This window comes from Thalassiella azotivora, assembly GCF_054781695.1.
Window position 1 is genome coordinate 36,454 of sequence record NZ_BAAGTX010000028.1, and the last position, 13,958, is coordinate 50,411.

The following is a 13,958-nucleotide window of genomic DNA, read 5'->3' on the forward strand; positions in this document are numbered from 1 at the left end:
GCCACTCCTGGTGAGCAAACCCCGGCGGGGTGAGCAAATGGGTCAGGGGCGGGGGGTGTGCTGCTGCACCATCGCCGGGACGTCGGGTTCGGGTCGGCCGAACAGGTAGCCCTGCACGAGGTGGCAGCCGGCGTCGCGCAGCGCGTCGAGCTGGCTGGACTCCTCCACCCCCTCGGCGACGACCTCCAGGCCCAGCTCGGACGCCAGCGCCAGGACGCCCTTGACCACCGCGAGCGCGGCCGCGTCCTGCGGCACGTCCATGACGAAGGACCGGTCGATCTTGATCTGGTCGACGGGCAGCTGCTTGAGCCACGCGAGGGTCGAGTACCCGGTGCCGAAGTCGTCGAGGGACACCCGCACCCCGAGCTGGCGCAGCTCGACGAGGTGCTCGATGACCGCGGGCAGGTTCGCCAGCGACCGGGACTCCACGACCTCCAGGTGCAGCTGCTGGGGCTGGATGCCGCTGCCGGTCAGCGCCGTGTGGATGGTCTGCGGCAGCCGCGGGTCGAGCAGCGTGGCGGCGGCGAGGTTCACCGCGACGTGCAGCGGCGCCTCGTGCGGCTGCTGCCAGGTCGCGAGCGCCCGGCACGCCTGCCCGATCGTCCACAGGTCGACGTCGACGACGAGACCGGACTCCTCGGCCAGCGGCAGGAACGCCGCGGGCCCGATCAGCCCGAGCCGGGGGTGCTGCCAGCGGATCAGCGCCTCCGCGCCGACGACCACGGGAGCCTGCGCCGGGACCCCGGTCTGCGGGTCCAGCGGGACCCGCACGACGGGCTGGAAGAACAGCCGCAGCTCGCCGCGCTCGACGGCGAGCGACAGCTCCGCCTCCAGCGACGGTCGCGCCGCACCCTGCTGCTTCTGGGCGCCGGCCACGGCGATCTGGTTGCGGCCGCGCTGCTTCGCCTCGTACATGGCGCCGTCCGCGGCGCGCAGCAGCCGGTCGCCGCGGCCGTCGCGACCGTGGTGGACGGCGACGCCCACGCTCGCGGTGACCCGGTTCTCCTTGCCCTCCAGGCGGAACGGCTCGGTGAAGCAGCCGACGATCCGGCGGGCGAGGTCGGCGGCCAGGTCGCTGTCGGTGACGCCGGTGAGCAGGACCGCGAACTCGTCGCCGGAGAGCCGGCCCACGGTGTCGCTGGGCCGGACGGCGCCGCGCAGGCGGGCGGAGACCTGCCGCAGCAGCTCGTCACCGGCGGCGTGCCCGAGCACGTCGTTGACCTGCTTGAAGCGGTCGAGGTCGCAGAACAGGACGGCGACGCCCTCGTCCTCGTCGCAGACGCGCAGGGCGGCGTCCAGGCGCTCGGTGAACAGGACGCGGTTCGGCAGGCCGGTCAGCGCGTCGTGCACCGACTGGTGGCGGACCGTGCCGAGGAGCTGGGCGTTGCGCAGGGCCGTCGCCGCGAGGTCCCCGACGCCCTGCAGGCGGGCGACGGTCTCCTCGACGTCGGCGGCCGGCCGGCCGGCCGGCCAGCTGGTGGTGACGACGCCGAGCAGGTGGTCGCCGGAGACGAGGGGGACGACGCCGACCTCGCTGACGCCGACGTCCCTGAAGATCGCCTGCAGCGGCTCGCTCGCGGTCAGCTCGGAGAGCACCATCGGCTCGCGGCGGCCGAGGAGCTGCACGAGCTCGGGGGTCTCGCTGGCCCGGATGGTGGCGCGCATGAGCACCTGGTGCTCGGCGTCCGGCTGGCCCGTGGCGGCCAGCACGCGCAGCTCGCCGCGGCTGGGGTCCCACAGCATGACGGTGTTGCGGGGGGCGCCGGTGATCGCCGGCAGCGCGGCGGAGACGAGCTCGGCCACCTCGCGGGTGTCCTCCGTGCCGGCGAGCTGGTGCGCCAGCCCGAGCAGGACGCTGGCGCGCCGCTCGTCCCGGCGGGAGTCCTCCAGCGCGGTCAGCAGGTCGAGGGCGGCGGCGGCGTGCCGGGCGTACGCGGCGAGCAGGGGGTGCTCGTCGCCGCCGCGGGCCTGACCCTCGTAGAGGGCCGCGAGCCAGCCGTGGTGGCGGCGGGCGGAGACCACGTCGACGACCACGGCCTGCGGGCCGAGGTCCTCGCCGCGCAGCAGCGCGGGCAGCAGCTCGGCCTCCCGCTCGGGGCTGAGCCCGGCGCTGCGCACGAGCGGCTCGTCGTCACGCGTGGAGTGGACGGCGAGCAGGTACGCGGGCGCGACGACGGCGGACGCGGCGCGCTCGGTGATCCGCTCGAGCACGGCGTCGAGGCTGTCGCTGTCGACGAGGTCCGACGCGGCGGACTGCAGGGCCTCGAGCTGGCCGCGCAGGGCGACGAGCTGCTTGTCCTCCCCGCCGCCGCGGGGACGGCGCCACGGCAGCCGGGACGAGCGCTGCCAGTGCACCTCGTACGTGCACCAGGTGTGGCCGTCCGCCTGGCAGGTGGGGTGCAGGACCCGCGCGACGGGCAGGCCGAACAGGCGCGGGATCACCGAGATCAGACCCTGGCTGAAGTCGCAGTCGCGCCGCGACGGCAGGTGCTCGTCCAGGGCCCGGTAGCGCACCGTCGCGGACGTCGGCCCGACGTGCAGCGTCTCCATGACGTTGGTGGTGGAGTACTTGGCGACGAACCGGGGGAGCTGCCGGTACACGTGCCGGGGGGAGCCCAGGGCGCGCAGGACGAGGACGAGCGAGTGGTTGACACCGTGCTCGAGCGCAGCCTGACCGACGCGGCGCATGACCTGCGGGTCGCCCGTCACCTCCGCGGCGGCGTCGAACAGCCGCAGCCGGGTGTCGTGCGACACCCAGCGCGACAGGTCCTCCAGCTCGGCGGGCGCGTGCGGGACGCCGGACAGGCGCAGCACCTCGGACACGGCGTCGTCGCCGCCGTGCTCACGCACGTACCGCAGCAGCAGCGCCGTGGTCGCGCCGGACGTCTCGCGGGCTTCCACGCCGCACCACCTCCTCGTACGTGCATCGACCACCCGGGGGCTCGACCGGATGGGCCGGACGAGTGACCCCCAGCACACGCGCGGTGTGACGCAGGGTGGCAGATCGCGACGTCCCGTGTCCCGTGGACCAGCGGTCGGGGACCCGCACGGCGGACCCCTGGCCGGGAGCCCTCCCGCGTGGGACGGTGCACGGGTGAGCGCGTTCATCACCGACGGCGACCCTGACGACGTCGAGGAGGTGCGCTGGTTCGACGCTCCGGACAACGAGGTGCCGACCACCGTGCCGGTGTCGGCCGTCGTGTCGAGGACGGCCGAGGTCGCCGTCGTCCTGACCGGGTTCGACGTCAGCAGCACCGGCGTCCGGTTCTCGGTGACCGTGCACCGGCGGGGCCGCCGGGACACCGCCCAGCCGTTGCTCGGGGAGGTCCTGCAGGGCGACCCGCTGACCGGTCGCGTCGGCCTGCTGGTCGGGGTCGAGACGGCCGACGGACGACGCGCGTCGAGCCTCGCTGCGTGGCGCCCCGGTCCGGTGGTCGACGGCGAGCGGGCCCTGACGCTGCGCGAGGACGGCGGCCACTCGGACGCGCGGACCGCCCGCACGACGTACTGGCTGTCACCGGTCCCGCCGTCGGGCCTCCTGCGCGTCGTCGTCGCCTGCCCGCCGCTCGGCCTCGACGAGGCCGTGCTGGAGCTGGACGCCACTCCCTTGGCCGAGGCCGCCGCGTCGGTGGTCGAGCTGTGGCCGTGGGAGCCGCCGTCCGACGCCGGCTACGAGCCGGCCCCTCCGCAGCTCCCCGAGGGCAGCTGGTTCGCCGAGGACGGCTGAGCCCGGCTGGGGCACTCGAGGGAGCCGGGGTGCGGCGCGGACGCTGTGATGCGACCGTCGGGGACGTGCGGCGCCCTCGTCCCGACCCCGTCGGTCCCGGCCAGGAGTCGGTGTGGGACTACCCGCGCCCGCCGCGGGTGGAGCCCAGCGACGAGGTGGTGGAGGTCGTGCTCGGCGGCCAGGTGGTCGCCCGGACGACCCGGGCGCTGCGGGTGCTGGAGACGAGCCACCCGCCGACCTACTACCTGCCGGAGGAGGACGTGGTCGACGGCGCGCTGCGCCCGGCCTCCGGCTTCTCGTGGTGCGAGTTCAAGGGCCGCGCCTCGTACCTCGACCTGGTCGCCGGGGACGTCGTCGCCCGCCGGGCCGTCTGGACGTACCGCGACCCGGCGGCGGGGTTCGAGGCCCTGCGCGGCCACGTCGCGGTGATGCCCGGTGCCGTGGACCGGTGCACCGTGGACGGGGAGGTCGTCGTGCCCCAGCCGGGCCGCTTCTACGGCGGGTGGATCACGTCCCGGGTCGTCGGCCCGTTCAAGGGGAGCACCCCGGCCTCGATGCTGTGGTGAGCCGCTGCGGTGAGCCGCTGCGGTGAGCCGCTGCGGTGTGCTGCCGTGGAGACCGGCCGGCCTGAGCGCCGGCGGGATGCGTCAGGCGCGGCCGCGCCCGCCGCCCGGCCCCATGTCGGCCTCGCGGAGCAGCTCGGACACGAGCTGCTGGGCCTGCGTGATCGTGTCGGACAGCAGCTGCAGGCCGCGCTCGTGCTGACCGGCCTCCAGCGCCCACTTGGCGGCGGCCATCCCCTGCACGACCGTGTCGTTGATCTCGACGGCGTCGCGGTGCCGCTCGGCGGCGACCTCCAGCGCGCGGCGGCGGGTCTCCGAGGCGCGCAGCCGGTCGGTGGCGTCACCGAGCAGGCCGCCGAGCAGCAGCAGCGGCGCGGCGCGGGCCACCCAGCCCAGGGCGCTGAGCTCCACGCCCTCGACGAGCACCCACAGCACGACGAGCGCGATCCCGAGCGCCCCGGCCGCGACCCCGGCACGGAAGCCGAAGGCGACGGCGACCAGGGCGATGGGCAGGGCGTAGAGCAGCGCCAGCGCGTCGTCCGCCGTCCCGATCGCGAAGCGCAGGCCGAGCACACCCGCGAACAGCGCCGCGACGACGACGACCGCCGCGAGCGGACGGCCGCGGAACCACGGCCCGTCGCCGCGAGCGCCCTCCAGGGGACGCAGCCCCGCCTCCTCGGTGCTCACGGACCGACCCTGCCCCACCGGCGCGAGGGCGGCCAGCCGCGACCGACGGCCGGGCTGGGACGGCGTGGTGCGGGCTGCGTGGGTCGTCACCGTCCCACGACAACGGCAGGTGCCCCGTCGTCACCAGGGCCCAAGGACCCGGCCGCACCCGTCCGGACGGCGCGCGGCACGTGCAGCCGCCCCTCGACGGCCTTGAGCGCCGCGACGATGACGATGCTGACGACGACGAGCAGGCTCCACGCCAGCGCCTTGCCGGGGTGGACCGCGCGCCACACCGACTCCTGGTCCGGGTAGCTCCACGCACCGAGGAAGGTGGCGGCGTTCTCGGCGAGCCACAGGAACCCGCCGATGAGCACGAACGACAGGGCGAGCGGCATCCGGTAGCGGGCGTCCCCGACGGTGAACCAGACGCGGGCGCGCCAGGTGACGGCGAGCAGGGCGACGGCGAGCGCGTACCGGGCGTCCGGGAGGTGGTGGTGGGTGAAGAAGTTGGCGTACACGCCGGCGGCCACGGCGGCGGTCAGCCAGGGCCGGTAGCCGCTGAACCGCAGGTCGAGGCGCCGCCACGCCTGGCACACGTAGCTGCCGACCGCCGCGTACATGAAGCCGCTGTACAGGGGGACGCCGCCGACGGCCAGCACGCCGTCCGTGGGGTACGACCACGACCCGACGCGCACCTTGTACAGCTCGAGCGCGAGCCCGACGAGGTGGAAGGCGACGATCACGCCGACCTCCCGGGTGCTCTCCCACCCGGTCCACCACAGCACGAGGGTCACGCCCACGCACCACACCAGCAGCGCGTCGGACGCCGGGACCGGCAGCGGGACGACGCGGGACGCCGCGAGGCCCACGAAGAACAGGGCGGCGAACAGGCAGCTCGTCGCCTCGACGACGCCGAACCGCCACAGCTGGCCGGCGACGCGGCCGGTGACGGCGCGCAGCCGGCTCAGCCCGGTGGTGGTGTCGCGGGGGCTGGCGCCGCTCCTGACCTGGTGCACCCGGCAGACGCTAGGGGTCAATCACCCCCGAGACGGGGCCCCACGACCACCTCGCACGAGGCGTGCACGCGCTCTCCACACCCTCCACGGGCCGCGCGCGACGACGCGGCCGGGCGGGTGGCGCCGGGGCCCTCAGCTGTAGAACTCGCCGCCGAGCCGGTAGCCGCCGCGGTCGACGGGGATGTTCCCGAGCACCCCGGAGTACCGGTACGCGGAGTCCTCGTACGCCGTCGCGAGGGACCGGCACTTGCGCTCCCCGCGGACCAGCGAGATGTAGTGCTCCGGCCCCCGGCCGGCGACCACGGGGTAGAGCCGGACGCTCAACGTGTCGTAGCCGGCGTCCGAGACGAGCTTGGCGCAGAACCGGTCCTCGCCGTCGTCGTAGGAGATCACCGCCCCCCGCACCCGGTCGGTGAAGCTCTTCGCCGCCGCTGTCGGGGCGGTGGCGAGCACCGTCGCGGCGACGACGGCGACGGTTGCGGTGGCGCGGAGCGTCCTCATCGGTGTGTCCCCCTGGTTGACGACGTGTGCGTGACCGGTCCGGTCAGGCACTGGGCACGGACCCTAGCGTCACGTTCCGGGTCTCTGGGGCGAACGCGCTCAGATCGTCACGAGCACGGGTGCGGCGGAATACCCGCACCCTAGGATTGTTGAAAGCGAAAGCAGATGCCCCGGAGCCGCCGGGCGTCACAGCACCGAGGGAGCCGTCATGCAGTTCGGGGTCTTCACCGTCGGCGACGTCACGCCGGACCCGACCACCGGTCGCGTGCCCTCCGAGAACGAGCGGATCAAGGCGATGCTCGCCATCGCGCTCAAGGCCGAGGAGGTCGGGCTCGACGTCTTCGCCACGGGCGAGCACCACAACCCGCCGTTCGTGCCGTCCTCCCCCACGACGATGCTCGGCTGGATCGCCGCCCGCACCGACCGGATCGTGCTGTCCACCGCGACGACGCTCATCACCACGAACGACCCGGTGAAGATCGCCGAGGACTACGCGATGCTGCAGCACCTCGCCGACGGCCGGGTCGACCTGATGATGGGCCGCGGCAACACCGGCCCGGTCTACCCGTGGTTCGGCAAGGACATCCGCGACGGCATCGAGCTCGCCGTGGAGAACTACGCGCTGCTGCACCGGCTGTGGCGCGAGGACGTCGTCTCCTGGCAGGGCAAGCACCGCACGCCGCTGCAGTCGTTCACGTCCACGCCCCGCCCGCTGGACGGCGTCCCGCCCTTCGTGTGGCACGGGTCGATCCGCAGCCCGGAGATCGCGGAGCAGGCCGCCTACTACGGCGACGGCTTCTTCCACAACAACATCTTCTGGCCGGTCCACCACACCCGGCGGATGGTGCAGCTGTACCGGCAGCGGTTCGAGCACTACGGCCACGGCAGCGCCGACCAGGCGGTCGTCGGCCTCGGCGGGCAGGCGTTCATCCGCCCGCGGTCGCAGGACGCCGTGCGCGAGTTCCGCCCCTACTTCGACGTCGCACCCGTCTACGGGCACGGCCCGTCGCTGGAGGAGTTCACCGCGCAGACGCCGCTGACCGTCGGCAGCCCGCAGCAGGTCATCGACCGGTACGCGTCGATGAAGGACCACGTCGGCCACTACCAGCGCCAGCTGTTCCTCATCGACCACGCCGGCCTGCCGCTGGAGACCGTGCTGGAGCAGATCGAGATCCTCGGCACCGAGGTCGTCCCGGTGCTGCGCGCCGAGCTCGAGTCCGGGCGCCCCGCGCACGTGCCGGACGCCCCCACCCACGCCTCGCTCGTCGCCGCCCGCGGCGGGCAGGCCGCCCCGTCCACCGCGACCGCGGTGGACGACGTCACCGGCCGCACCGCGGAGGTGCTCTCCCGATGAACCGCACCATCACCGTCGTCCACGCCGGACTCGGAACGCCCTCGTCCACCCGGCTGCTCGCCGACCGGCTGTCCGCCGCCGTCGCGCGGGACCTCGAGGGGCGCGGCGAGACCGTCGACGTCCGGCTCGTCGAGCTGCGCGACCACGCCCACGCCCTCGCCGACGCGATGCTCACCGGGTTCGCGTCCGAGTCGCTGCAGGCCGCGCTGGACGACGTCGCCGGCGCCGACGGGGTCGTCGTCGTCACCCCCGTGTTCAGCGCGTCGTACAGCGGGTTGTTCAAGTCGTTCTTCGACGTCCTGGACCGCGAAGCGCTGCGCGGCACGCCGGTGCTGGCCGCCGCCACCGGCGGGACGGCGCGGCACTCGCTCGTCGTCGACCACGCCCTGCGGCCGCTGCTCGCCTACCTGCGGGCGGCCGTCGTCCCCACCGGTGTGTTCGCCGCCACGGAGGACTTCGGCGGCACCGGGTCCGCCGGGCTGGCCGAGCGCGTCGACCGGGCCGCTGGCGAGCTGGCCGAGGCGGTCGTCGCCCGGCTGCCGAAGGAGGGTCCCCGGGACGCCTTCGAGCTCACGACGACGTTCGACCAGCTGCTCGCCGGCCGCTGACCCCACCCCCCCCCGGGCAGCCCCGGCACACCACCCCCCGAAGGCACTGATCGTCAGACCGTTTGGGTGGCTATCACCCCCAGTCCGGTCTGACGATCAGTGCGGTACCGGAGCAGCCCCCTACGGGGGGCGGGTGGGGCGGGTGGTCAGGCGGGCGGCTCGATGGTGACCGGCTCGCCCCAGTCACTGAAGGTCTGGACCGTCGAGCCGGAGTACCCACCCCACGAACCGGTGGCCTCGACCCGGACCGGCAGGTGGTCGTCCCGCACCCAGACCACGTACGGGTCGAGTGCGACGTCACCGAGGCTCGGCGTCCCCCGGTAGGCCACCGCGCCCTCCGCGCCCGCGGGCGCGCCGAGGTGGTCGGCTCGCACCCACTCCGGCGACGACGCCAGGAAGTCCTGCTGGAAGGCCGGGGCGGTCAGCGCCCGGTAGAGGCTGACGACCACCTGCGCCATCATGGCCTGGTCGCCACTGCCCTCGGCGGCCACCCAGCCCGTCCCGGGGTTCAGCCACCCGCGGTCGCCGAGCGCGACGATCTCGATGCCGGTGTCGCTCGTCAGGTGCATGTCGAGCTGCTCGCCCATGCGCAGCGGTCCGCTCGCCGAGTCGTCCTCGTTGTCGACGTGGTACTGCGCGAACCCTGCGGTCGCGGTCGCCTGCACGGTGCACCGGGCGAACAGGTCGCCGGGTACCGGGTCCTCCGGGTTCACCAGCCGCCAGCCGCACCCGTCGGCGGCCTCGCCGTCGTCCTCGCCGCCGTCCTGCGCGTCGTCCTGCGCCTGCGTGGCCGGCGGCTCGGTGGCGTCCGCGGACGTCGACCCGTCACCCCCGCAGGCGGTGAGCACGGTGGACGCCAGCAGCACGACGGCGGCTCGCAGGACAGCAGGACGGTGACGCACGTGGCCCCCCGGGTCGGCGGGCCGGTCGCCCGCGGCCCGGCAGTTGTAGCAGAGGGAGCGGCTCGGCTCAGTCCTGCGGCGGGTCCTCGCCGACCAGGCCGTCGACGGCCTCGCGGAAGAGGTCCGCGTGGCCGGTGTGCCGGGCGTACTCCTCCTTCAGGTCCGCGGCCAGGCGGCGCAGGCTGGGGCGCATCCCGGGCTCGGGCTCCCAGTCGGACAGCCGGTCACCGCCGCCGTCGGCCAGCAGCTCCCGCCACACGGCCCGGCAGCGCTCGGCGGCCTGCTGCCATCCGGCGTACAGCTCCGCGGGGTCGTCGTCGGCCGCGCTGGTGAACGCCCAGTCCGGGTCGTCGAGCACGGCCCGCCACCGCTCCGGCGGGCGTCGCCCTCGCAGCCGCAGGTCGGCGAACTCGTCCTCGACCTGGGCCAGGTGCTTGACCAGCCCGCCGAGGGTCATGGTGGACGGCGGGAAGGCCCGGCGCAGCGCGTCGGCGTCCAGACCCCGGACCTTCCAGGCGAACTGGGCGCGCGACCGGTCGAGGGAGAACAGGATCGTGTCGACCTCGCCGGCGTCCAGCGGGGGCTCGGTGACGGTCGTGTCCAGGGAGGTGGTCGTGTCGTCCATGACGGCACGCTAGGACGGGTTCCGGACGATCGGCGTCCGGTTCGCGCGTCGACCTCGGCGGGCTCGGTAGGTTCCGCCCCATGCGGGTCGGGGGACGCTGGTCGGTGCTGGAGCTCCTGGGGATCGCCCTGCTGGTCGTCGCGGGGGTCCTGCTGCTGTCGGCGGTCGCACCCGCCCCCGACCTGGTCACCGACAGCGAGGGCTGGCAGGTCGCGGTCGCCCTGTCGCTGCGGGGCCTGGGTCTGCTGATGATCCTCGGCGCGGGCTACCTCCTGGCCCGCCGCCACCGCGGTGCCGACCCCACCGACTGACCCCCGCACCCACTGATCGTCAGACCGGGATGGGGGTGATCACCCCCAGATCGGTCTGACGATCAGTAGGTCGCGGAGGGTGCGCGGGTCACGAGGCGCCAGCGCGCCACCGGGTCAACGCGTCAGCGCACCGGGGCGGACGCGCAGCCGCAGGTGTCCCCGCGCCACGCCTCGACCGCCTCGCGGGCGGCGACCGCCGCGATGACGAGCCCGACGAGGGCGTCCGCCCAGCCCCAGCCGAGCGTGGCGTTGAGGACGAGCCCGGCGAGCAGCACCGCGGACATGTACGTGCACAGCAGGGTCTGGGTGCCGTCGGCGACCACCGCGCGGGACCCGAGCTGCCGGCCGGTCCGCCGCTGCGCCCACGACAGGAACGGCATGATCATCAACGAGGCGACGGCGAGGCCGATGCCGACCGGTGAGGCGTCGGGTTCGGCACCGGTGAGGAGCGCGCGCACCGACTCGACCGTCACGTAGGCGGCGAGGGCGCCGAACGCGAACGCCATCAGACGCTGGGCCTGGCGCTCCCGGGTCTCAGGCAGGTGGTGGCGGAACTGCCACAGGACGATGAGGCCGCTGGAGACCTCCACCACCGAGTCCAGGCCGAAGCCGACGAGCGCGACCGAACCCGCCACCGCACCTGCGGCGATGGCGATGACCGCCTCCAGACCGTTGTACGCGACGGACGCCGCGGCGAGCAGGCGGGCGCGGCGTCCCAGCCGGGCCTTCTCCGCCGCGGGCAGGTCCGCGGTGTGCACGTGCGCCGCCGTCACGACGCGACCTCGTCCGACGAGGGCCGGATCGCCGGCCCGGCGGCGACGGACGCGCCGGCGCCGTACGTCGGGCACAACGTGACGGCGTCCCCGGTGAGGACGAGCAGCCGCTCCGTGGCGGCGAGCAGCTCGAGCGTCGCCTCGGGGTGGGCGAGCGCGTAGAACGACGAGCGCCCCTGCGCCCGGACCGTGACCAGGCCGCAGTCGAGCAGGCAGGACAGGTGCTTGCTGACCGTCGACTGCGCCAGCCCGAGGTGCCGGGTGAGGTCGACGACGCGGTGCTCCCCCAGCAGCAGGTGCTGCACGATCACCAACCGCGAGCGGTCGCTGAAGCCGTTGAGCAGGCACGCCGCGGCGGTCAGGTCGCCCTGCGCCGCAGGCCCTGGCTCCAAATTCATCGTCATATGGCGATGAAAGCACGTTCAGGCGCTGGGTTCAACCGCTGTCCTCGGATGGCGGGCGACCGCCTCCCGCGCGAGGCTCGGACCGCAGGGGACGGCGCTGACGCCGTCACGTCGACGACCGGACGGAGGGCACCGTGGCCGCCTCATCCCAGTCACCCGAGACCCCGACGACGATGCGCGCCATGACGTACGACCGCTACGGCGGTCCCGAGGTCCTCGAGCTCACCGAGCAGCCCGTACCCAAGGTCGGACCGGGCGAGGTGCTGGTCCGGGTCCGGTCGGCTTCGGTCAACCCGGTCGACTGGAAGCTCATGGCCGGTGGGCTGGACGCCCTGATGGACGTGCGGTTCCCCGTCGTCCCCGGCTGGGACGTGGCAGGCGTCGTCGAGCAGGTCGGGATCGACACCCCCGAGTGGTCACCCGGTGACGAGGTGATCGCCTACGCGCGCAAGGACTACGTCCACGGCGGCACGTTCGCCGAGTTCGTCACGGTGCCGGTCCGCGCGCTCGCCCCCAAGCCCTACACCGCGACCTGGGACGAGGCGGCGGGGCTGCCGCTCGCCGGACTGACCGCCTACCAGCTGCTCACCCGGCTCGACACCGACCGCGGGGACACGGTGCTCGTGCACGGCGCGTCCGGCGGTGTGGGGTCCCTCGGCGTGCAGATCGCCCGCCAGCTGGGTGCGCGGGTGATCGGGACGGCGTCCCCGCGCCACCACGACCGCCTGCGCGCGCTCGGGGCGGAACCCGTCGAGTACGGCGACGACCTGGCCGGGCGGGTGCGCGAGCTGGCGCCCGGCGGCGTGAGCGTCGTCGCGGACTTCGTGGGCGGGGTCGTGGACGTCACCACGTCGGTGCTCGCGAAGGGCGGCCGGCACGCCTCGATCGCCGACCCGGGCGTGCTCGAGGCCGGTGGGCAGTGGATGTGGGTGCGGCCCAGCGCCGAGGACCTCACCCGGCTGTCGCAGATGGTGCACGCCGAGCACCTTCGGGTGCCCGTGGAGCGCACGTTCGCGCTCGAGGAGCTGGCCGACGCCTTCCGGCTGAGCCAGGAGGGCCACGTCGCCGGCAAGCTCGCCGTGCGCGTCTCCGAGGGCTGACCCGACGGCGGACGACGTCCCGTCGCTCGGCGTGAGGCGTCGGCCGTCAGACGTCGTCCGGGTGCTCCGGCAGGCCGAACACCCCGAACAGGCGCGTGTCGAGGAAGGCGTGCAGCCGGTGGATCCGTCCGCCGCGCACGTCGAGCACCTGCAGCGCCCACGGCTCGTGCCGGCCGCCGGGACCGCTGGGCCGGTACTGCCCGAAGGCGGGCATCCCGTTCGCGGACGTCGGCACCATCCGCGACCCGCGGCACTCCGCGCCGGGGCCGAGGTGCCAGGCGGCGATGTCCTGCGGCCCCTGGAGCCACAGGGCGAACGGCGGCATGCACTGGGTGGCGTCCTCGTGCAGCAGCGAGACCAGCGCGTCGATGTCGTACGCCTCGAACGCGGTGACGTACCGGTCGGCGAGGTCGCGCGCCTCGTCCGACAGGGTCGTCGCCGTCGCCTCACCGAGGTCGCGCGTGGCGAGGGTGGCGCGGGCCCGCTGGAGTGCGCTGTTGACCGACGCGGTGGACGCGTCGAGCAGCGTGGCGACCTCGTCGGCCTTCCAGCGCAGCACGTCCCGCAGGATCAGGACGGCGCGCTGGCGCGGCGGCAGGTTCTGCAGGGCCGTGACGAAGGCGAGCCGCACCGACTCGCGGGCCACCGCGACGTCCGCGGGGTCGCTGACCTCGGGCAGCACCGCCCCGTCCGGGGCGGGCTCGACCCACGTGCCGGGGGGCTTGGGCTCACCGAGGGAGGCCATGACCGGTGGCGACGCCTCGGGCGACATGTCCATCGGCATGGCGCGACGCTTGCGGCCGTTGAGCACGTCGAGGCACACGTTCGTGGCGATCCGGTACAGCCACGACCGCAGCTGCGCCCGCCCCTCGAACCGGTCGAGGCCCTTCCAGGCCCGGACCATCGTGTCCTGCACGGCGTCCTCGGCGTCGAACACCGAGCCGAGCATGCGGTAGCAGTAGCCGGTCAGCTCCGACCGGAACGGCTCGAGGCGCTCGTAGGCCTCGAGCGGCGCGTCCGCGACCCGGCCCCCGGCCGGCGTCGCCACATCCGTTGGGGCAGCCACGACGATCACCCTGACCCCGTGCCCGGGCGTGGCGCAAGGGGGTTGTCGAGACTCGTCGCGAGGCGGCGTCCGCCCGGCGCGGCGCCCGGGTGGTGGGGCGCCGCGCCGGCCGGTCGGTCGGGGTCAGGACGCCGAGCTCAGGCCCCGGGTAGGGACCAGCGCTGCGGGGACTGGCCGTGGCAGTCCCAGATCTGGATCCGCTGCCCGGTCACGTCCCGCCCACCTGGGTTGTCCAGGCACCGCCCCGACGCCGGGTTGCGGTAGGAGTCCCCCACCCGCACCCACGTCTGGTTCGACTGCCCCGGGTTGCAGTCCCAGATCTGCACGCTCGACCCGTTC

The 13,958-nt window shown here is 74.5% G+C and carries 16 protein-coding genes; 6 read left to right on the plus strand and 10 right to left on the minus strand.

All coding sequences use genetic code 11. The features are described from left to right. Positions 1–42: 42 nt before the first annotated feature. On the minus strand, positions 43–2,901 hold the full coding sequence (locus ACYVQV_RS16800) for an EAL domain-containing protein (protein WP_461024467.1): 2,859 nt from the start codon (positions 2,899–2,901) through the stop codon (positions 43–45). A 193-nt stretch (positions 2,902–3,094) separates the two neighbouring features. Here ACYVQV_RS16800 and ACYVQV_RS16805 point away from each other — a divergent pair, with 193 nt between their 5' ends. Beyond that, positions 3,095–3,727 (plus strand): hypothetical protein, encoded by a 633-nt coding sequence (locus ACYVQV_RS16805; RefSeq protein WP_461024468.1) that lies wholly within the window; start codon positions 3,095–3,097, stop codon positions 3,725–3,727. A gap of 65 nt (positions 3,728–3,792) precedes the next feature. Next, positions 3,793–4,293, plus strand: coding sequence for a DUF427 domain-containing protein (locus ACYVQV_RS16810; protein ID WP_461024469.1), 501 nt, complete (start codon positions 3,793–3,795; stop codon positions 4,291–4,293). Positions 4,294–4,374: 81 nt separating this feature from the next. Here the strand turns inward: ACYVQV_RS16810 and ACYVQV_RS16815 are convergent, their stop codons facing one another. The 3 genes from ACYVQV_RS16815 to ACYVQV_RS16825 all read right to left on the minus strand — a co-directional run bounded on the left by ACYVQV_RS16815 (position 4,375) and on the right by ACYVQV_RS16825 (position 6,476). Then, positions 4,375–4,977 carry a hypothetical protein gene (locus tag ACYVQV_RS16815; RefSeq protein WP_461024470.1) on the minus strand — a complete coding sequence of 201 codons (603 nt, stop codon included), beginning with the start codon at positions 4,975–4,977 and terminating at the stop codon, positions 4,375–4,377. Positions 4,978–5,063: 86 nt separating this feature from the next. Beyond that, entirely contained in the window at positions 5,064–5,918 is an 855-nt protein-coding gene (locus ACYVQV_RS16820; RefSeq protein WP_461024481.1) for a DUF817 domain-containing protein, read from the minus strand. A 189-nt stretch (positions 5,919–6,107) separates the two neighbouring features. After that, positions 6,108–6,476, minus strand: a complete 369-nt coding sequence (locus ACYVQV_RS16825; RefSeq protein WP_461024471.1) for a hypothetical protein — start codon at positions 6,474–6,476, stop codon at positions 6,108–6,110. A gap of 208 nt (positions 6,477–6,684) precedes the next feature. Here ACYVQV_RS16825 and ACYVQV_RS16830 point away from each other — a divergent pair, with 208 nt between their 5' ends. Both ACYVQV_RS16830 and ACYVQV_RS16835 read left to right on the plus strand, forming a co-directional pair. Continuing rightward, positions 6,685–7,830, plus strand: coding sequence for an LLM class flavin-dependent oxidoreductase (locus tag ACYVQV_RS16830; RefSeq protein WP_461024472.1), 1,146 nt, complete (start codon positions 6,685–6,687; stop codon positions 7,828–7,830). Continuing rightward, the gene (locus ACYVQV_RS16835; protein WP_461024473.1) at positions 7,827–8,438 is read left to right on the plus strand and encodes an FMN reductase; all 612 of its coding nucleotides are present in this window, start codon (positions 7,827–7,829) and stop codon (positions 8,436–8,438) included. The genes ACYVQV_RS16830 and ACYVQV_RS16835 overlap by 4 nt, the downstream gene beginning before the upstream one ends. Positions 8,439–8,584: 146 nt before the next feature. Here the strand turns inward: ACYVQV_RS16835 and ACYVQV_RS16840 are convergent, their stop codons facing one another. Both ACYVQV_RS16840 and ACYVQV_RS16845 read right to left on the minus strand, forming a co-directional pair. Continuing rightward, a complete protein-coding gene (locus ACYVQV_RS16840) occupies positions 8,585–9,340 on the minus strand; it encodes a hypothetical protein (protein ID WP_461024474.1) in 756 nt (251 codons plus the stop codon). A gap of 67 nt (positions 9,341–9,407) precedes the next feature. Beyond that, entirely contained in the window at positions 9,408–9,965 is a 558-nt protein-coding gene (locus ACYVQV_RS16845) for a mycothiol transferase (RefSeq protein ID WP_461024475.1), read from the minus strand. A gap of 80 nt (positions 9,966–10,045) precedes the next feature. Here ACYVQV_RS16845 and ACYVQV_RS16850 point away from each other — a divergent pair, with 80 nt between their 5' ends. Further along, positions 10,046–10,276, plus strand: a complete 231-nt coding sequence (locus ACYVQV_RS16850) for a hypothetical protein (RefSeq protein WP_461024476.1) — start codon at positions 10,046–10,048, stop codon at positions 10,274–10,276. Between the two features lie 122 nt (positions 10,277–10,398). On the opposite strand, the gene ACYVQV_RS16855 is transcribed toward ACYVQV_RS16850, so the two are convergent. Together ACYVQV_RS16855 and ACYVQV_RS16860 are read right to left on the minus strand one after the other, a co-directional pair. Next, positions 10,399–11,049 carry a cation transporter gene (locus tag ACYVQV_RS16855; RefSeq protein ID WP_461024477.1) on the minus strand — a complete coding sequence of 217 codons (651 nt, stop codon included), beginning with the start codon at positions 11,047–11,049 and terminating at the stop codon, positions 10,399–10,401. Continuing rightward, positions 11,046–11,453, minus strand: a complete 408-nt coding sequence (locus ACYVQV_RS16860; RefSeq protein ID WP_461024478.1) for an ArsR/SmtB family transcription factor — start codon at positions 11,451–11,453, stop codon at positions 11,046–11,048. Before ACYVQV_RS16860 ends, ACYVQV_RS16855 begins: the two co-directional genes overlap by 4 nt. 173 nt (positions 11,454–11,626) lie before the next feature. Between ACYVQV_RS16860 and ACYVQV_RS16865 the strand changes: the two genes are divergently transcribed. Then, on the plus strand, positions 11,627–12,553 hold the full coding sequence (locus ACYVQV_RS16865; RefSeq protein WP_461024482.1) for an NADP-dependent oxidoreductase: 927 nt from the start codon (positions 11,627–11,629) through the stop codon (positions 12,551–12,553). 46 nt (positions 12,554–12,599) lie between these two features. Here ACYVQV_RS16865 and ACYVQV_RS16870 read toward each other — a convergent pair whose 3' ends face one another. Next, entirely contained in the window at positions 12,600–13,601 is a 1,002-nt protein-coding gene (locus tag ACYVQV_RS16870; protein ID WP_461024483.1) for a sigma-70 family RNA polymerase sigma factor, read from the minus strand. 155 nt (positions 13,602–13,756) lie between these two features. Continuing rightward, positions 13,757–13,958, minus strand: a 202-nt coding sequence (locus ACYVQV_RS16875) for a ricin-type beta-trefoil lectin domain protein (RefSeq protein WP_461024479.1), incomplete at its 5' end; no start/stop codon positions are given.